Source organism: Pseudomonas sp. NPDC077186 (genome assembly GCF_044543505.1).
In the GTDB taxonomy this organism is placed as follows: Bacteria; Pseudomonadota; Gammaproteobacteria; order Pseudomonadales; family Pseudomonadaceae; genus Aquipseudomonas.
Genome location: NZ_JBITWE010000008.1, coordinates 106,267 through 124,589, shown reverse-complemented (window position 1 = coordinate 124,589; position 18,323 = coordinate 106,267). Strand labels below are relative to the sequence as shown.

General features: G+C 64.7%; 17 protein-coding genes and 1 tRNA gene. 1 reads left to right on the top strand and 17 read right to left on the bottom strand.

Translation table 11 applies throughout. From position 1 onward, the window contains the following. Positions 1-2: 2 nt before the first annotated feature. The 7 genes from pheT to ACIGKL_RS23455 form a co-directional block, all read right to left on the bottom strand. Positions 3-2,381 carry a phenylalanine--tRNA ligase subunit beta gene (gene pheT, locus ACIGKL_RS23485; protein ID WP_397488769.1) on the bottom strand — a complete coding sequence of 793 codons (2,379 nt, stop codon included), beginning with the start codon at positions 2,379-2,381 and terminating at the stop codon, positions 3-5. A gap of 42 nt (positions 2,382-2,423) precedes the next feature. Continuing rightward, a complete protein-coding gene (gene pheS, locus ACIGKL_RS23480) occupies positions 2,424-3,440 on the bottom strand; it encodes a phenylalanine--tRNA ligase subunit alpha (protein WP_397488768.1) in 1,017 nt (338 codons plus the stop codon). Positions 3,441-3,550: 110 nt separating this feature from the next. Beyond that, a complete protein-coding gene (gene rplT / locus ACIGKL_RS23475; RefSeq protein WP_003243409.1) occupies positions 3,551-3,907 on the bottom strand; it encodes a 50S ribosomal protein L20 in 357 nt (118 codons plus the stop codon). 29 nt (positions 3,908-3,936) lie between these two features. Beyond that, positions 3,937-4,131 (bottom strand): 50S ribosomal protein L35, encoded by a 195-nt coding sequence (gene rpmI, locus ACIGKL_RS23470; RefSeq protein ID WP_031302581.1) that lies wholly within the window; start codon positions 4,129-4,131, stop codon positions 3,937-3,939. Between the two features lie 60 nt (positions 4,132-4,191). After that, on the bottom strand, positions 4,192-4,743 hold the full coding sequence (infC, locus tag ACIGKL_RS23465) for a translation initiation factor IF-3 (protein WP_397488776.1): 552 nt from the start codon (positions 4,741-4,743) through the stop codon (positions 4,192-4,194). Continuing rightward, positions 4,743-6,665 carry a threonine--tRNA ligase gene (gene thrS, locus ACIGKL_RS23460; RefSeq protein ID WP_397488767.1) on the bottom strand — a complete coding sequence of 641 codons (1,923 nt, stop codon included), beginning with the start codon at positions 6,663-6,665 and terminating at the stop codon, positions 4,743-4,745. Before thrS ends, infC begins: the two co-directional genes overlap by 1 nt. 282 nt (positions 6,666-6,947) lie before the next feature. Then, positions 6,948-7,024 (bottom strand) — tRNA-Val (locus ACIGKL_RS23455). A 185-nt stretch (positions 7,025-7,209) separates the two neighbouring features. Here ACIGKL_RS23455 and ACIGKL_RS23450 point away from each other — a divergent pair. After that, a complete protein-coding gene (locus ACIGKL_RS23450; RefSeq protein ID WP_397488766.1) occupies positions 7,210-8,493 on the top strand; it encodes an NAD(P)/FAD-dependent oxidoreductase in 1,284 nt (427 codons plus the stop codon). Between the two features lie 48 nt (positions 8,494-8,541). Here ACIGKL_RS23450 and ACIGKL_RS23445 read toward each other — a convergent pair whose 3' ends face one another. The 10 genes from ACIGKL_RS23445 to pqqA form a co-directional block, all read right to left on the bottom strand. Next, positions 8,542-9,495, bottom strand: a complete 954-nt coding sequence (locus ACIGKL_RS23445; RefSeq protein ID WP_397488765.1) for a PA2778 family cysteine peptidase — start codon at positions 9,493-9,495, stop codon at positions 8,542-8,544. Further along, the gene (locus tag ACIGKL_RS23440; RefSeq protein WP_397488775.1) at positions 9,480-9,881 is read right to left on the bottom strand and encodes a PA2779 family protein; all 402 of its coding nucleotides are present in this window, start codon (positions 9,879-9,881) and stop codon (positions 9,480-9,482) included. Before ACIGKL_RS23440 ends, ACIGKL_RS23445 begins: the two co-directional genes overlap by 16 nt. Before the next feature lie 87 nt (positions 9,882-9,968). Further along, the gene (locus tag ACIGKL_RS23435; RefSeq protein WP_397488764.1) at positions 9,969-11,693 is read right to left on the bottom strand and encodes a NahK/ErcS family hybrid sensor histidine kinase/response regulator; all 1,725 of its coding nucleotides are present in this window, start codon (positions 11,691-11,693) and stop codon (positions 9,969-9,971) included. After that, positions 11,677-12,840 carry an alcohol dehydrogenase-like regulatory protein ErcA gene (ercA, locus tag ACIGKL_RS23430; protein WP_397488763.1) on the bottom strand — a complete coding sequence of 388 codons (1,164 nt, stop codon included), beginning with the start codon at positions 12,838-12,840 and terminating at the stop codon, positions 11,677-11,679. The genes ACIGKL_RS23435 and ercA overlap by 17 nt, the downstream gene beginning before the upstream one ends. Positions 12,841-12,916: 76 nt before the next feature. Then, on the bottom strand, positions 12,917-14,839 hold the full coding sequence (locus tag ACIGKL_RS23425; RefSeq protein WP_397488762.1) for an alpha/beta hydrolase family protein: 1,923 nt from the start codon (positions 14,837-14,839) through the stop codon (positions 12,917-12,919). Then, positions 14,827-15,981 (bottom strand): pyrroloquinoline quinone biosynthesis protein PqqE, encoded by a 1,155-nt coding sequence (gene pqqE / locus ACIGKL_RS23420; RefSeq protein ID WP_397488761.1) that lies wholly within the window; start codon positions 15,979-15,981, stop codon positions 14,827-14,829. The genes ACIGKL_RS23425 and pqqE overlap by 13 nt, the downstream gene beginning before the upstream one ends. Next, a complete protein-coding gene (pqqD, locus tag ACIGKL_RS23415) occupies positions 15,953-16,231 on the bottom strand; it encodes a pyrroloquinoline quinone biosynthesis peptide chaperone PqqD (protein WP_397488760.1) in 279 nt (92 codons plus the stop codon). Before pqqD ends, pqqE begins: the two co-directional genes overlap by 29 nt. Before the next feature lie 85 nt (positions 16,232-16,316). Beyond that, positions 16,317-17,069 (bottom strand): pyrroloquinoline-quinone synthase PqqC, encoded by a 753-nt coding sequence (gene pqqC / locus ACIGKL_RS23410; protein ID WP_397488759.1) that lies wholly within the window; start codon positions 17,067-17,069, stop codon positions 16,317-16,319. 23 nt (positions 17,070-17,092) lie between these two features. Then, a complete protein-coding gene (pqqB, locus tag ACIGKL_RS23405) occupies positions 17,093-18,007 on the bottom strand; it encodes a pyrroloquinoline quinone biosynthesis protein PqqB (RefSeq protein WP_397488758.1) in 915 nt (304 codons plus the stop codon). Positions 18,008-18,054: 47 nt separating this feature from the next. Continuing rightward, positions 18,055-18,126, bottom strand: coding sequence for a pyrroloquinoline quinone precursor peptide PqqA (gene pqqA / locus ACIGKL_RS23400; protein WP_003243383.1), 72 nt, complete (start codon positions 18,124-18,126; stop codon positions 18,055-18,057). Between the last annotated feature and the right edge of the window lie 197 nt (positions 18,127-18,323).

Below are 18,323 nucleotides of genomic sequence, written 5' to 3'. Positions count from 1 at the left end.
CGCTACTTCCTTAACGTGGCGTTGAACCTTTGTTCGAGGCAGGTGAGGATATTTTGCGTAGTAATACTCACCTCATCGTCATTAAGAGTGCGCGATGGATGCTGCCAGGTCAAGCCGACTGCCAGGCTTTTTCTAAGCGGATCAATACCTTTACCGTGATAGACGTCAAATAGCTTGAGGTCTGTCAGCCACTCGCCCGCCGCCTCGCGGATGGCGGAGAGCACGGCCTCGGCCGGCTGTTCGCGATCGACCAGCAGCGCCAGGTCGCGGCGCACTTCGGGGAAGCGCGACAGCTCACTGAACGCCGGCATACGCCCGGCCGCCACCTCGGCCAGCAGCAGCTCGAAGAGGAACACCGGCTGATCCAACCCCAGGGTCTTGGCCAGCTCCGGGTGCAACGCCCCCATGAAACCGACCAGACGCCCTTCCCGCTCGATGCGTGCGGTCTGGCCCGGGTGCAGGGCTGGATGCTCGCCCGGCACGAAGCTGAAGACATCGGCAGCACCGGCATAGCCGAGCAGCGCTTCGACGTCGGCCTTGAGGTCGTAGAAATCCACGCTCTCGCGACCATTGGCCCAGCCTTCGGGCAGGCGGCTGCCACTGATCACGCCAGCCAGCATAGTTTCCTGCTTGAGGCCTTCGAGCTGGCCGACGAAGCGCAGGCCGCTCTCGAACAGGCGCACGCGCGACTGCTGACGGTTGAGGTTGTGCTCCAGCGCCTTGACCAGGCCCGGCCACAGCGAGGAACGCATGGCGGCCATGTCGGCGGATATCGGGTTGGCCAGCTGCAGCGGCGCCACGCCCGGGTTGAACAGCTCGAACAGCTTGGGATCGATGAAGCTGTAGGTGATGGCTTCCTGATAACCGCGAGCGACCAGCAGGCGACGCAGGGCCGGCAGCTCGGCACGGGCCTCGGCCTTGGCCTGCGGGGCCAGACGCGCCTGCGGATAACGCACCGGCAGGCGGTTGTAGCCGTACAGGCGACCCAGCTCTTCGATCAGGTCCACTTCCAGGCTGATGTCGAAGCGATGGCTCGGCACGCTGACCTGCCACTGACCGGCGCCCTGAGCGGTCACGCCCAGGCCCAGGGCGGTGAGCAGGCGCTCGACCTCGGCGCCGTCCATGTCCATGCTCAGCATCTGACTGATGCGCTCGGCACGCAGGGTGATCGGCGCGACGTTCGGCAGATCGGCGGCGCTGGCCACCTCGATGATCGGGCCGGCTTCGCCGCCGACGATCTCTAGCAGCAGCGCGGTGGCGCGCTCCATGGCATTGCGCGCCAGCTGCGAGTCCACGCCACGCTCGAAGCGGTGCGAGGAATCGGTGTGTAGGCCATAGGAACGGGCCTTGCCGGCCACCGAGATGGTGTCGAAGAAGGCACTTTCCAGGAACAGGTCGCGGGTCTTGTCGCTGACGCCGCTGTGCTCGCCACCCATCACGCCGGCGATGGCCAAGGCACGGTTGTGGTCGGCAATCACCAGAGTATCGGCGCGCAGGCTGACTTCCTGGCCGTCCAGCAGGACCAGCTTCTCGCCCTCTTCCGCCATGCGCACGCGAATGCCGACGTTGATCTCGGCGAAATCGAAAGCATGCATCGGCTGGCCGAGTTCGAGCATCACGTAGTTGGTGATGTCGACGGCGGCGTCAATGCTGCGAATGTCGGAACGACGCAGGCGCTCGACCATCCACAGCGGGGTCGGCCTGGACAGGTCGACATTGCGGATGACGCGACCCAGGTAGCGCGGGCAGGCCTTGGGCGCCAGCACCTCGACCGGGCGCACTTCGTCATGGACGGCCGCGACCGGCGCAACGGACACCGCCGACACCTGGGCACCGTAGATGGCACCGACTTCGCGGGCCAGGCCGGCCAGCGACAGGCAATCGCCACGGTTGGGGGTCAGGCCGATCTCGATGCTGGCATCGTCCAGGCCCAGGTAGGCGCGGATGTCCTGGCCGACCGGGGCGTCCGCCGCCAGCTCCATCAGGCCGCTGTTGTCGTCGCTGATCTGCAGCTCGGAGGCCGAGCAGAGCATGCCCTGGGACTCCACGCCGCGTAGCTTGGCCTGCTTGATCTTGAAGTCGCCCGGCAGCTCGGCGCCGATCATGGCGAAGGGGATCTTGATGCCGGCGCGGGCATTGGGCGCGCCACAGACCACCTGGAAGGTGGCGCTGCCATTGCTGACCTGGCACACGCGCAGCTTGTCGGCGTCCGGGTGCTGCTCGGCGCTGAGGATCTCGCCCACCACCACGCCGCTGAACTGGCCGGCGACCGGGATCACCGCGTCCACTTCCAGGCCGACCATGGACAGGCGAGCGACCAGCTCGTCGCGCGACACGTCCGGGTTCACCCAGCTGCGCAGCCACTGTTCACTGAATTTCATACTGTCTGTTCTCCTTAAACGAATTCGATGACGAAGGCGGTACTAGCGAAATTGCGCCAGGAACCGCAGGTCGTTATCGAAGAACAGGCGCAAGTCATTGACGCCATAACGCAGCATCGCCAGGCGCTCGACGCCCATGCCGAAGGCGAAGCCGGAGTATTTCTCCGGATCGATGCCGCTCATGCGCAGCACGTCCGGATGCACCATGCCGCAGCCCATCACTTCCAGCCAGCCGGTCTGCTTGCATACACGGCAGCCCTTGCCCGAACACATCACGCACTGCATGTCGACCTCGGCCGACGGCTCGGTGAAGGGGAAGAAGGACGGACGGAAACGCACACCCAGCGGCTTCTCGAAGAACACCCGAAGGAACTCCTCGATGGTGCCCTTGAGGTCGGCGAAGCTGATGCCCTCGTCGACCAGCAGGCCTTCGACCTGGTGGAACATCGGCGAGTGGGTGATATCGGAGTCGCAGCGATAGACGCGGCCGGGGCAGACGATGCGGATCGGCGGCTGCTGCGACTCCATGGTGCGCACCTGCACCGGCGAGGTGTGGGTGCGCAGCAGCATGTTGGCGCTGAAGTAGAAGGTGTCGTGCATCGCCCGCGCCGGATGGTGGCCGGGGATGTTGAGCGCCTCGAAGTTGTGGTAGTCGTCTTCGACTTCCGGCCCCTCGGCGACGTTGTAGCCGATATGGGTGAAGAACTGCTCGACACGCTCGAGGGTACGGGTGACCGGGTGCAGGCCGCCGGAGGCCTGGCCGCGGCCCGGCAGGGTCACGTCGATGCGCTCGGACGCCAGCTTCTCGGCGAGCAGGGCCTGCTCAAGCACGGATTTGCGGGCGTTCAGGGCGTCCTGAACCTGGTTCTTGGCGGCGTTGATCAGGGCGCCAGCCTGCGGACGCTCCTCGGCCGACAGCTTGCCCAGGGTCTGCATCAGGGCAGTCAGCTCGCCCTTCTTGCCGAGATACTGAACCCGGAGTTGTTCCAGGGCGTTGACGTCTGCGGTGTTTTGCACGGCCTCTAGCGCTTGCGAGACCAATGCATCCAGGTTTTCCATGTACGGACTCCAGATACGAAATAGGGGAAGAGCTTGAAGGCTCTTCCCCTATCTTTGACGTTGCCACCGGGCAAGCCCGGTGATGGCAAGCCCGGTGATTGTCGGGGGACTTAAGCCAGAACGGCCTTAGCTTTCTCGACAATCGCAGCAAACGCCGCTTTTTCGTTCACTGCCAGATCGGCCAGGACCTTGCGGTCGATTTCGATCGACGCCTTTTTCAGGCCAGCGATCAGACGGCTGTAGGACAGACCGTTGACGCGAGCACCGGCGTTGATACGGGCGATCCACAGAGCACGGAACTGACGCTTGCGCTGACGACGGTCGCGGTAGGCGTATTGGCCTGCCTTGATCACCGCCTGCTTGGCGACGCGGAACACGCGCGAACGCGCACCGTAGTAGCCCTTGGCGAGCTTCAGGATTTTTTTGTGACGAGCACGAGCGATAACGCCACGCTTAACACGAGCCATGAGTAATTACCTCTAAATATCTTGACCGATTAACGAACGCGCAGCATGCGCTCGACTTTAGCTTTGTCCGACGGGCCGATCAGCGAGCTGCCGCGCAGCTGACGCTTACGTTTGGTGGACATCTTGGTCAGGATGTGGCTCTTGAAAGCGTGCTTGTGCTTGAAGCCCGAAGCAGTCTTCAGGAAGCGCTTTGCAGCGCCGCTCTTGGTTTTCATCTTTGGCATGTTTGGTACTCCGCATTCATTAACAACTGATAACCATCAGGCCTGCCAGTGCCCGGGAGGTTATTTACGCTTCTTGGGAGCGATGACCATCATCAGCTGGCGTCCTTCCAGCTTAGGATGCTGTTCAACGGTGCCGAGTTCGGCGAGGTCGGCTTCGACCCGCTTCAACAGCTCCATGCCCAGTTCCTGGTGGGCCATCTCACGACCGCGGAATCGTAGCGATACCTTGGCCTTGTCCCCATCTTCAAGGAAACGTACCAGGTTGCGTAGTTTTACCTGGTAATCCCCTTCTTCCGTCCCTGGACGAAACTTGATCTCTTTGATCTGCTGCTGGTGCTGGTTCTTCTTCGCGATAGCAGCCTGCTTTTTCTTTTCGAACAGGTGCTTGCCGTAGTCCATGATGCGGCAAACCGGTGGTACCGCGTCCGCGGAGATCTCCACCAGATCCAGCTTGGCTTCCTCGGCAGCGCTCAACGCTTCATCGATGGAAACCACACCAATCTGCTGACCGTCCGCGCCAATCAGGCGAACCTCACGTGCGGTGATGTTCTCGTTGATCGGCGCCTTGGGAGCGGCCCGCTTATCCTGTCTCATTTCACGCTTAATAGTTATTACTCCGAATCTTGGCGACCGCGCCGGGAAACCGCTTGCTGCAATTGCGCGGCGAACTGCTCGAGGGGCATGGAGCCCAGATCGACGCCTTCACGGGTGCGCACAGCAACGGATCGTGTCTCAACCTCCCGATCTCCAATAACCAAGAGATAGGGAACCTTGAGCAAGGTATGCTCGCGGATTTTAAAGCCGATCTTTTCGTTTCTCAAGTCAGCCTTGGCACGAAAACCGCTTTGGTTGAGAGTTTTCTCTGCTTCGCGGGCAAAATCGGCCTGCTTGTCGGTGATATTCATGATCACCGCCTGGGTCGGCGCCAGCCAGGCCGGGAACGCCCCTTCGTAGTGCTCGATGAGGATGCCGATGAAGCGCTCGAAGGAACCGAGGATCGCCCGGTGCAGCATGACCGGATGCTTGCGGTTGTTGTCCTCGGACACGTACTCCGCACCCAGGCGCACCGGCAGGTTGAAGTCCAACTGCAGGGTGCCGCACTGCCACACGCGCCCCAGGCAATCCTTCAGCGAGAACTCGATCTTCGGCCCGTAGAAGGCGCCCTCGCCCGGCTGCAGGTCATAGGCCAGCCCGGCACTGTCGAGCGCCGCCGCCAGGGCCGCCTCGGCGCGATCCCACAGCTCGTCGGAACCCACGCGCTTTTCCGGACGAGTGGACAGCTTGAGCTGGATGTCGGTGAAGCCGAAGTCGGCGTAGACCGCCTGGGTCAGCTTGATGAAGTCGGCGGATTCGGCCTGCATCTGCTCTTCGGTGCAGAAGATGTGCGCGTCGTCCTGAGTGAAGCCGCGCACGCGCATGATGCCGTGCAGTGCGCCGGACGGCTCGTTACGGTGGCAGGCGCCGAACTCGGCCAGACGCATCGGCAGCTCGCGATAGCTCTTCAGGCCCTGATTGAATACCTGCACGTGGCACGGGCAGTTCATCGGCTTGATCGCGTAATCGCGGCTTTCCGACTCGGTGGTGAACATGTTCTCGGCGTAGTTGGCCCAATGCCCGGACTTCTCCCACAGACTACGGTCGACCACTTGCGGCGTCTTGATCTCGAGATAGCCGCTGTCGCGCTGCACCTGACGCATGTATTGCTCGAGCACCTGGTACAGGGTCCAGCCATTGGGATGCCAGAACACCATGCCCGGCGCCTCTTCCTGGGTATGGAACAGATCCAGGCGCTTACCGATCTTGCGGTGATCGCGCTTCTCGGCCTCTTCGATGCGCTGGATATAGGCCGCCAGCTGCTTCTTGTCCGCCCAGGCGGTGCCGTAGATGCGCTGCAACTGCTCGTTCTTCGAGTCGCCACGCCAGTAGGCGCCGGAGATACGGGTCAGCTTGAAGGCCTTGAGGAAGCGGGTGTTCGGCACGTGCGGACCACGGCACATGTCGACGTACTCCTCATGAAAGTACAGCCCCATGGCCTGCTCGTCCGGCATGTCGTCGATCAGGCGCAGCTTGTATTCCTCACCACGGGACTGGAACAGCTCGATGACCTGGGCACGCGGGGTCATCTTCTTGATGACGTCGTAGTCCTTGTCGATCAGCTCGGCCATGCGCTTCTCGATGGCCGCCATGTCTTCCGGCGTAAAGGGACGATCGATGGCGATGTCGTAATAGAAGCCTTCGTCGATGACCGGACCGATCACCATCTTGGCGTTCGGATAGAGCTGCTTGACCGCATGCCCAACCAGGTGAGCACAGGAGTGACGGATGATCTCCAGCCCCTCCTCGTCCTTCGGCGTGATGATCTGCAGGGTCGCGTCGGCCTCGATCAGGTCGCAGGCGTCGACCTGCTTACCATTGACCTTGCCGGCCAGGGTGGCCTTGGCCAGGCCCGCACCAATGGATTGCGCGACTTCCAGCACGGAAACCGGATGATCGAACGAACGCTGACTGCCGTCGGGAAGAGTGATGATGGGCATGGCGCCTCCTCTCCTAGTGGTGACCCCTACCAAAGGTCACGTGGGTTGGGATGAGCCAGGAAGCGATCCGGCGGTATACCTGCCGAACGATGGCAGGAGCCCCGAGGGCCAACCAGAACCGAACCAGAGTCACTGGAAGTAAAGAGTGCGGATGCTTTCAGAAAGCCTGATCCCTGACAAGCAACCACCAACAATATCCGGGCGGAATTCCCGGAAGTTTTTGCCGCCACGAATGACGGGCAATAAAAAAGGGGTCGTATCAACGACCCCTTTTTATCGATTTGGTAGGCACAATTGGACTCGAACCAACGACCCCCACCATGTCAAGGTGGTGCTCTAACCAACTGAGCTATGTGCCTTCGATGGGTGCGCATTCTACGCAGAAGTTTTTGGCCGTCAACAGGTTTTTTCGCTAACTCACTGAAATAGGCCAAATTTTTTATTCGCACCGGCTTCGTTGAATATTTTGCACAGGCACTAGCCGGGCATTTTCAACTCAGGTAGGATCGGCTCATTCGTAAAAAATAAAGAACAGAGGTTCAAAATGGCGCACACGGCATACCCACAATCCTACTACGCCGCTTCTGCCAACCCCGTGCCGCAACGCCCTGCCCTGCAAGGCGAAGTGGAAACGGACGTCTGCATCGTCGGCGCCGGCTACACCGGCCTGTCCACCGCGCTGTTCCTGCTGGAGAACGGCTTCAAGGTGAGCATCGTCGAGGCGGCCAAGGTCGGCTTCGGTGCCTCCGGGCGCAACGGCGGGCAGATCGTCAACAGCTACAGCCGCGACATCGACGTGATCGAGCGCAGCGTCGGTCCCAAGCAGGCGCAGTTGCTCGGGCAGATGGCCTTCGAGGGCGGCCGCATCATCCGTGAGCGCATCAAGAAGTACGATATCCAGTGCGACCTGAAGGACGGCGGCGTGTTCGCCGCGCTCACCGACAAGCAGATGGGCCACCTGGAAGCGCAGAAGCAGCTGTGGGAGCGCTATGGCCACACCCAGTTGGAACTGATGGACGCCAAGCGCATCCGCGAGGTGGTGGCCACTGACAACTATGTCGGCGGCATGCTCGACATGAGCGGCGGGCATATCCACCCGCTGAACCTGGCGCTGGGCGAGGCCGCCGCAGTGGAGTCGCTCGGTGGGGTGATCTACGAGCAATCCCCGGCCACCCGCATCGACCGCGGAGCCAACCCGGTGGTGCACACCCCCGAAGGGCGGATCAAGGCCAAGTTCGTGGTGGTGGCGGGCAACGCCTACCTCGGCAACCTGATGCCGGAGCTGTCGGCCAAGTCGATGCCCTGCGGCACCCAGGTGATCACCACCGAGCCGCTGTCCGACGAACTGGCCGCCAGCCTGCTGCCGCAGGATTACTGCGTCGAGGACTGCAACTACCTGCTCGACTACTATCGCCTGGCCGGCGACAAGCGCCTGATCTTCGGCGGCGGCGTGGTCTACGGCGCACGCGATCCGGCCAATATCGAGGCGATCATCCGGCCGAAGATGCTCAAGACCTTCCCCCAGCTGAGGGACGTGAAGATCGACTTCGCCTGGACCGGCAACTTCCTGCTGACCCTGTCGCGCCTGCCCCAGGTCGGTCGCCTCGGCGACAACATCTATTACTCGCAGGGCTGCAGCGGCCACGGCGTGACCTACACCCACCTGGCCGGCAAGGTGCTGGCCGAGGCGCTGCGCGGCCAGGCCGAGCGTTTCGACGCCTTCGCCGAACTGCCGCACTACCCCTTCCCCGGCGGGCGGATGTTCCAGGTGCCGTTCAGCGCCCTCGGCGCCTGGTACTACACCCTGCGCGACAAGCTGGGCGTGTAACGACCGCAGGAACAAAAACGGCGCCCTCGGGCGCCGTTTTCGTTTGCCTTATGGACAGGCCGGCAAGGCCTGACATTGACCCGTTGCGACGCTCGCCTTCAGCGGCGCGGCAAAGCGCGCATCCTCCGGGGCCAGGCGCCGGGCGCAGGCCTGTGCCTGCTGCGCACCTTCGCCGCAGCCTTGCTCGCCGAGCAACTGGGCCAGATTGAACCAGCCGGCGGCGAAATCCGGCTCGCGCTGCAGGCTGGCGCGCAGCGCCTGCTCGGCGCCTTGGCGATCGCCTTCGGCATAGCGGCTGTTGGCCAGGGCGAACCAGCTCAGCGCCTGCTCGGGCCAGGCCTGGGTGGCACGCCGATAGGCGCGCTGCGCCGCCATCTTGCGCCCGGTCTGCTCCAGATCGCTGGCGGCCTTGAGCCAGGCGCGCATGTCGGCCTGCGCCGGCAACTGCTCCGGCGGCAAGGCCAGCACCGCCCAGCGCCCGCCGCGCGCCCAGCTCTGGTCGAAGCTGGCGAAATCATCCACCAGGCGCCGCGTGGTGCCGGAGCGCAGGATCAGCGTGCGCTCGCGACGGTCGTAGCCGACCACCACGGCGAAGTGCCATTGCGGGTAGAAGTCGAACGCCAGGTTCTGCAGCACCAGCACTGGATTGCCGGCGGCCACCTCGGCCAGCAGCGCCTCCAGACGCGGCTGCAGCGGATACACCAGCATGTCGTGGCTGCGTGCGGCGGCGACCATCTCCACCTGCAGGCTGCCTTCGCGACCGGGCAGGTAGACCTTATCCTTGAGCACGCCCGGGGTGGTCAGCACGCCGCGCTGGTTGAGCATGGTGGCCAACGCCGCCGGGCCGCACTGGTAGGCGTCCTGCGGGAAGAACGGCACGTCGCTCAGCTCGACCCGCTCAGGCAAACGCTCGGCCTCCGGCGATAACAGCGGAGACCGAGCGCAGGCGGCAAGTAGAACGACTGAAGCGATACAGGCGAGGCGAATCAGCGATTGATGCATTTGACGAAATTGAAGATGTTGGTGGCGCACAGCATATCAGTGATGATGAAGATCACCAGGAACAGCACGATGATGCCGACCACGCCGGCACCGGCGGGCGCCTGATCCAGCTGCTGGTTGAACTGCGCCAGCTCGGCCGGGGTGAGGCTGGCGATACGCGACTCCACCTGGTCGCGCTCGACGCCCATGGCCACCAGTTTGTCCTTGACCTGCTCGTCGTCGAGCATGGCCATCAACTGCGCCTGATCCACCTGGTGCTGCTGTTCGGCGAGCAACTCGTGGGTGCCGATCATGGCCGCATTGGCGACGGGTATCTGCACCACCAGCAGCAGGTGCAGCAGCGCGGTGAAGAACGCCAGACGGCGCAGAACGGGGTGCATGGACATGGTCATTGTGGTTGTCTCCTGGGACGGCTAGGTAGCCAATAGACAGTATGGCAGGCGTCCGGGTTCACCCCGAAAATCTGCAGCCGCTCACACTTCCTGCAGCAACTGGCTGAGCACCGCACGCAACTTGCCCGGTTTGACCGGCTTGTTCAACAGCGGCGCGCCCAGCGCCTGCAGCTCGCGGCGACAGGCATCGCTGCGGTCGGCGCTGATGATCAGCGCGGGAATCGGCCGGGCGAACGCCTCGCGCAGCTGCTGGATCACCTGACAACCGAGCACGCCGTGATCGAGGTGGAAATCCGCCAGGATCACCTCCGGCGCCCTGCCCTGCAGGCGCTGCAGCGCTTCGGGCAGATCCAGTGCGGTGACCACCTCGCAGCCCCACTGGCCGAGCAGCGCGGCCATGCTGTGCAGGATCGCCTCTTCGTTGTCGATCACCAGCAGGCGCCGCCCCGGCAGCGGGTCGCCGAGCAGCGTCTGCGGCACGGGCTGCGCCGGCCGTTGCGGGCGCTCGGCGGCCAGCGGCACGCGAATGCTGAACAGCGAGCCGCGCCCCGGCTGCGAACTCACCCGCACCGGATAACCGAGCATGCGCGCGATGCGCTCGACTATGGCCAGGCCGAGGCCGACGCCCTTGCGCTCGGTTGCGCGGCCGACGTCCAACTGGTTGAACTCGAGGAAGATCTTGTCCAACTGGTCGGCGGGGATGCCGCGACCGCTGTCCCATACCTGCAGCTCGACAAACCGGCCGCGCCGGCGCGCGCCGAGCAGCACGCCGCCGCGTTCGGTGTAACGACAGGCGTTGCTGAGGAAGTTGCGCAGGATGCGCGTGAGCAGGCGGAAATCGGTGTGCACCGCGCAGTCGAGGATGCGCACGCGCAGGCGCAAATCACTGGCGCTGGCGACGCTTTCGAACTCCGAAGCCAGCGGCGCCAGCAGCTCCTCCAGGCGATAGACGTCGAGATCCGGCTTGATCGCGGCCTGGTCCAGCTTGGAGATGTCCAGCAGGTCGGTGAGCAGATCCTCGGCGCCTTCCAGTGCCAGGTGGCTGCGTTCCACCAGATTGAGCTCGGCGCTCGGCAGCTGCCGCTCGCGCAGGGTGGAGATCAGCAGTCGCGCCGCGTTGAGCGGCTGCAGCAGGTCGTGGCTGGCGGCGGCCAGGTACTTGTCCTTGCTGCGGTTGGCCGCCTCGGCGGCGTCGCGCGCCTCGCGCAGGGCCTGCTCGATGCGCTCGCGCTCTTCGATCTGCCGTTGCAGGTTGCGGTTGGATTCGAGCAGCTCGTAGGTACGTGCAGCGACCCGGCGCTCCAGTTCGTCGTTGAGCTGTTGCAGGCGCTGCTGGGCCTGCTTGCGCTCGGTGATGTCGGCGACGAAACCCTCGAACAGGCCCTCGCCTTCGGGCTTGAGCAGCAGGTTCATCAGCACGTCGATGACACTGCCGTCGCGCCGGCGCAACTGGGTTTCGTAGCCGACCAGGGCGGCGCCGCGGCCCAGCTGCTCGCGAATCCGCGCCAGCTCGTCGAAACCGCCGACGAACAGGTGGCGCGCCAGGTCGTTCAGCGACCACAGCACCTGCTGCGGATCGTCGTAGCCGAGCATGCGCGCCATGGCCGGGTTGGCCGCCAGCACGCCCTGCTGCAGGCTGGCCTGGAAGATGCCGTGCACGGCGTGCTCGAACAACCATTTGTAGCGGTTACGCTCGGTTTCCAGCTCTTCCAGGCGCGCCAGCAGCTCGGGGTAGTGGCTCTTGCGCGCCGACTGGCTGCTGAGCCCCAGCAGCCCGGCCAGCGCCTCGTCAGAGCGCCTCGCCATAGACCACCTCGACGTCGCGCTGGGTCGACTCGCGCGGATTGGTGAGGATGCACGGATCGTCCATGGCATGGCTGGACAGGAAGGGAATGTCCGAGCTGCCGACGCCATGCAGCCCCAGCGTCTCGTGGAAACCCACGGCCCGCTTGAAGGCGATCAGGTGCTCGACCAGGCGCTGGCGGATCTGCGCGTGAGTCAGGCCGCGGCAGTCGATGCCGAGGGTTTCGGCAATCACCTTGAAGCGCTCCGGCGCCGCGCTGTAGTTGAAGGCCACCACGTGCTCGACCAGCACCGCGTTGCACAGCCCGTGCGGCAGGTCGAGGAAGCCGCCGAGACTGTGGCTCATGGCGTGCACCGCACCGAGGATGGCGTTGGAGAAGGCCAGCCCGGCCTGCATGCTGCCGAGCATGATCTTCTCGCGCAGGGCGATGTCCGCCGGGTTGGCGATCATCTGCACCAGGTTGCCGTTGATCAGGCGCATGGCCTCCAGCGCATGGGGGTCGGTGAGCGGGCCGTGGCCGGTGGAGACGAAGGCCTCGATGGCGTGCACCAGCGCATCGATACCGGTACAGGCGCTGAGAAACGGATCCATGCTCAGGGTGGTTTCCGGGTCGATCAGCGACACGTCCGGCACCACCGCCTTGCTGACGATGGAGAACTTCATCCGCTCCTGCTGGTTGGAGATGATCACGAACTGCGAGACGTCGGCCGAGGTGCCGGCGGTGGTCGGAATCAGGATCAGCGGCGGGCTGGGCACGCGGATGGTGTCCACCCCCTCGAACTCGAGGATGCTGCGGCCGTGGGCGACGACGATGCCGATGCCCTTGGCGCAGTCCATCGGGCTGCCGCCGCCGACCGCAACTATCACGTTGCAGCCCTCGCTGCGATACAACTCGGCGCCGGCCATCACCTCCTCCACCCGCGGGTTGGGCGAGACCTGGGTGTACAGGCAATAGGCGATGCCCTGGGCCTGCAGGCTGGCCTCGATATCGCCGGCCCAGCCGGCGGCGACCACGCCGGGGTCGGACACCACCAGCACCTTGCGTGCGCCGAAGGTCTTGGCGTAGTTGCCGACATTGTGCCGGGACCCGGCGCCAAAGATGATCTCCGGGGAGACGAATTTACGCAGTTGGCTCAAATCGTGGCTCATACAACGGCCTGATCTTGTTGTTATGGAATGGCTTCCAGCCTACTGCATTGCTCGGCCAATGCAATGCGACCTGCGCCTAGCGCAGGGCCTGGTAGAAGGCATGCTCGGCGCGCAGCGCCGCGGCCAGATTGGCGGCCTGGCGAAAACCGTGGCGTTCTTCGGCGAACAGCTGATATTCGACCGGCAATCCCCGCCGGCGCAGCGCATCGACCATGGCCTCGGTCTGGCTCGGCACCACCACCGCATCCAGCCCGCCCTGAAAGAAGATCAGCGGCGCAGCGATGCGCTCGGCCTGCAGCAGCGGTGTGCGCGCCCGATAGCGTTCGGCATCCCGTTCGGGATCACCGATCAGCCAGTCCAGATAATCCGCCTCGAACTTGTGGGTAACCCGGCGCAGCGCCAGCGGGTCGCTGACGCCGTAGAGGCTGGCGCCGCCGCGCAGCCCGGGCAGCTCGGCCAGGGCGCGCAGCGCACTGAAGCCGCCGGCGCTGCCCCCGCGGACGAATACACGCTGCGGATCGATACGGCCCTCGCTGGCCAGCGTGTCGATAGCGGCGCGAATGTCCTGCACCTCCAGCTCGCCCCACTGGCCGGCCAGGCGCAGGCGATAGGTGCGACCGTAGCCGCTGCTGCCGCGATAGTTGAGATCGAGCACGGCGTAGCCGCGCAGCGTCCAGAAGGCGATGCGCGGGTCGAATACCGGATAGCAGGCCGAGGTGGGGCCGCCATGGAGGAAGATCAGCAGCGGCGGGCGTACTTCGACGGCAACGGGCGCATAGAACAAACCATGGCAGCGCTCGCCCTGCCCTACCTCGCAGCTCATTGGCTCGGGGCGGGAAAGCTGCTGCTCGGGCAAGGGCTGTTCGCCGCCAGCCAGCATCCGTATCGCGCCGTCGGCCCTGCCGATCGCCAGCACCGCCGGCAGACGATCTGGTGCGGCGGCAATGCAGTAGAAATGCTCGGCATCGGCGGCCAGCGAGCGGAAGCGGGTGAAATCTCCAGCCAGTCGCCCTTCGTAGGGTGCGCTGTGCGCACCAGCGGTATCGGCATTCAAAGAATTGGTGCGCACGGCGCACCCTACCAGCACACCGACACCCTGCTCGAAACGAGTCAGCAGGAACTCATCGTCCAACGGTAGATAGGTTCGACCGCCCAGCTGCCAGGGCGCCGGTGCGTGATCGTAGGGTGCGAACTCCAGCTTCGCGTCGTCATCGACACACTCGGGCTGCCACCAACCTGCCTGGTCGCTCAGCACCCAGAGCCTGCCCTGTTCATCGAAACGCGGCTGCTGCAGTGATCGATCACCCGCCTGCCCGGCCAGCACCCGGCTGGGCTGGCCCGACTCGCGCTGGCACAGGCGCGTGGCGACCCAGGGTTGGTGCGGGCGATCCCACTCGATCCAGGCCAGACGTTGGCCCTCGGAGTCGGCCACAGGCGCCGCGTAAAAATCGGCGCCCTCGACCAGCACCTCGCGCTGGCCATCGATGCCGATGCGCACCAGGCGATGCAGCACCGCGTTGCCCTCATGGCTTTCCTCCACCGCCAGCAACGCCTGCCAGGCAGGGACAAATAACAGGTCGCCATAGCGGCAATTGGCACGAGCCGTGAGCGCCTGTGGCTTATACCCCGTAGGAGCGGCTTCAGCCGCGAAGCGGTTCGCGGCTGAAGCCGCTCCTACGGAACGACCCACCGGCAGATGATAGATCTGCTGGTCGCTCTCGTTGACGAAGGCCACGCCCTGCTCCGTGGCACAGCAGGCGCCTCCGCCGTATTCGTAGACGCGGCTGCGTACGGAAAATCCGGGCGGGGTCAGCTCACGCACAACGCCGTCGCGGCAGAAGAACAACCCGCAACGGGCCTGCAGCGGATCGAACGCCACCCACAGCACACCGCCGTGGGCGGCGTGCAGCTCGGCGAAGTCGGCGCTGGCGGCTGCGGCCTGCTCGGCGCTCCAGATATCGTCGGGATCGATGCGCCTGGCGCACCCTAGATCTTGCATATGATTCGCGAGGCCTTCTCGTTGCGGTACTGCAGGGTCTCCAGCCCCAGCGGCGCCTCCTCCGCCTGTTGGCGGGCGGCGAGGATCACGCCGTGATGGGCCGACTTGCTGCACACCGGGTCGGCGTTGCTGGCATCGCCGGTGAGCATAAAGGCCTGGCAGCGGCAGCCGCCGAAGTCCTTGTGCTTCTCGTCGCAGCTGCGGCAGGGTTCGGCCATCCAGTCGTCGCCGCGAAAGCGATTGAAGCCGAAGGATTCGCGCCAAATGTAATCCAGACTGTGTTCGCGCACATTGGGAAATTGCACCGGCAGCTGCCGCGCGCTGTGGCAGGGTAGCGCGGTGCCGTCCGGGGTGATGTCGAGGAACAGATTGCCCCAGCCGTTCATGCAGGCCTTGGGGCGCTCCTCGTAGTAGTCCGGGGTGACGAAGATCAGCTTGCACGGGTGATTCTCGGCCGCCAGCTTGTCGCGCCACTGGTTGGTGATGCGCTCGGCGCGCTCCAGCTGGGCGCGGGTCGGCAGCAGGCCGGCGCGGTTGAGCTCGGCCCAGCCGTAGAACTGGCAGGTGGCGAGCTCGACGAAATCCGCCTCCAGCTCCAGGCACAGCTCGATGATGCGCTCGATACTGTCGATGTTGTGCCGGTGGGTGACGAAGTTCAGCACCATGGGATAGCCGTGCGCCTTGACCGCACGGGCCATGGCCAGCTTCTGGGCGAAGGCCTTCTTCGAGCCGGCCAACAGGTTGTTCACCTCCTCGTCGGCGGCCTGAAAGCTGATCTGGATATGGTCCAGGCCGGCATCGGCGAACTCGGCGATGCGCGCTTCGGTTAGGCCGATGCCGGAGGTGATCAGGTTGGTGTAGTAGCCCAGGCCGCGGGCCGCCGCGATCAGCTCGGCCAGGTCCTGGCGCACCAGCGGCTCGCCGCCGGAAAAGCCCAGCTGCGCGGCGCCCAACTCACGGGCCTGGCGGAATACCTCGATCCATTCGGCGGTGCTGAGCTCGGCGCCCTGCTGGGCGAAATCCAGCGGGTTGGAGCAGTACGGGCACTGCAACGGGCAGCGGTAGGTCAGTTCGGCCAGCAGCCAAAGCGGCGGCCCGGCTTCATGGCCGGCTTTAGCGAAGCTCGATCCAGAACTGAGCATGGGCCACCTCCATAAAGGCGAGGATGTCTTCGTCGATGCCCGGCACGTCGGGGAAGCGCTGGTGCAGGTTGCCGATGATCTCGGCCACCGAGCGCTTGCCGTCGACCTGCTGGAGAATCTCGCCGGCGCTGTCGTTCAGCTTGATCATCCCCTCCGGATAGAGCAGCACGTGGCAGCCCTGGGCCGGCTCGAACTGCAGGCGAAAGCCGCGGCGGATGGCGGGCACGTTGGGCAGGATGGTCGAGGTCATGGTTGCGGCTCCGTGATGGTGCGCGCGGCGCACCCTACAAAAGACTCGGCCGTAGGGTGCGCCATGCGCACCGCTTGCCCGAAGTTCATAAGGCGATCCCCCGGTGCCAGGCGCGCTCGGCGGTCACCGAGTGGTACGGCGGGCGCTGCAGCTCGTAGGCCATGCTCATGGCGTCGAGCATGCTCCACAGCACGTCCAGCTTGAACTGCAGGATGTTCAGCATGCGCTGCTGGGCCTCGGCCGTGCGGTAGTGCTCGAGGGTGATGCGCAGGCCATGCTCGACGTCGCGCCGCGCCTGGCTCAGGCGGTTGCGGAAGTAGTCGTAGCCGGCGGCATCGATCCAGGGGTAGTGCTGCGGCCAGGCGTCCAGGCGCGACTGGTGAATGGTCGGGGCGAACAGTTCGGTCAGCGAGCTGCTGGCCGCCTCCTGCCAACTGGCGCGGCGAGCGAAGTTGACGTAGGCATCGACGGCGAAGCGCACGCCGGGCAGCACCAGCTCCTGCGACAGCACCTGCTCGCGGTCGAGGCCGACCGACTCGGCCAGGCGCAGCCAGGCCTCGATACCGCCCTCCTCACCGGGCCCACCGTCGTGATCGAGGATGCGCTGAATCCACTCGCGCCGGGTTTCGCGATCCGGACAGTTGGCGAGGATCGCCGCATCCTTGAGCGGAATATTGACCTGATAGTAGAAACGATTGGCTACCCAGCCCTGGATCTGCTCGCGGGTGGCGCGCCCTTCGTACATGGCGCGGTGAAACGGATGATGGATGTGGTACAGCGCGCCCTTGGCGCGCAGCGCCTGCTCGAATTCGGCAGGTGTCATGGCAGCTTGGCTCATCAGAACTCCCCGGTGCGCACAGCTTACAAAACGATGCTCATGCCATCGAACGCGACCTCGATGCCGTGCGCGTCAAGTTCGGTGCGCTCGGGCGAATCCAGGTCGAGAATCGGGTTGGTGTTGTTGATATGGATAAGGACCTTGCGTGCCGAAGGCAGGCCGTCGAGCACCTCGATCATGCCGCCCGGGCCGCTCTGGCAAAGGTGGCCCATCTCACTGCCGAGCTTCTCGCCGACCTCGCACACGCGCATCTCGTCGTCGCGCCACAGGGTGCCATCTACCAGCAGGCAATCGGCACGGCGCATCCAGCTCAGCAGGTGCTCGTCCACCTGGCCGAGGCCGGGGGCGTAGAACAGGCTGCGGCCGCTACGGCTGTCCTCGATGAACAGGCCGATGTTGTCGCCCGGATGCGGATTGCCGCGATGCGGCGAATACGGCGGCGCGCTGCTGCGCAGGGCGATGGCGGTGATGCTCAGCGCCGGACAGGCCGGAATGCCGAAGGGTTTTGCATCCAGCTCGATCAATTGGTGCTGCAGGCCGCCATTCCAGTGGCCGAGCATGTTGAACAGCGGAAAGCCGGTGGTCAGGTCCTGATGCACCATCTCGGTACACCAGACCTGGTGCGGACAGCCTTCGCGCAGGGTCAGCAGGCCGGTGCAGTGATCGATCTGGCTATCGAGCAGGACGATGCCGGCAATCGCCGTGTCGCGCAGCTTGCGCGCTGGTTGCAGCGCCGGAAAGGCTTCGATCTGCGCACGGATATCCGGCGAGGCATTGCACAGGATCCACTGCTCACCGTCATCGGAAATGGCGATGGACGATTGCGTGCGCGGCTGCGCGCGCAGGGTACCGGCGCGCACGCCACGGCAGTTGCGGCAGTTGCAGTTCCACTGGGGAAAACCGCCGCCAGCGGCGGAACCGAGAATCTGGATATGCATGGAAGTCACCAGCGGGGATGCCCCGGACGGACCGGGGCCAAGGTCGATCAGCGGTTGGCGAAGTACATGGTCACTTCGAAGCCAATGCGCAGGTCGGTGTAGGCGGGTTTAGTCCACATGGTGCGGTCCTCTTGTTATTGCGCCGGGGCATTCCGGCAACTCCATTAAGCCCCCGGGGACCGGGCGGCCAAATGGTACTTTGGGAGGAGATTCGGCTGGCATTGGTAGGTGAGTGCAAGCCGTAGGGTGCGCCGTGCGCAGCGCAAGACCGCGCAAATTGGTGCGCACAGCCCAGGCGCCCCCCGCGAACGCCCTA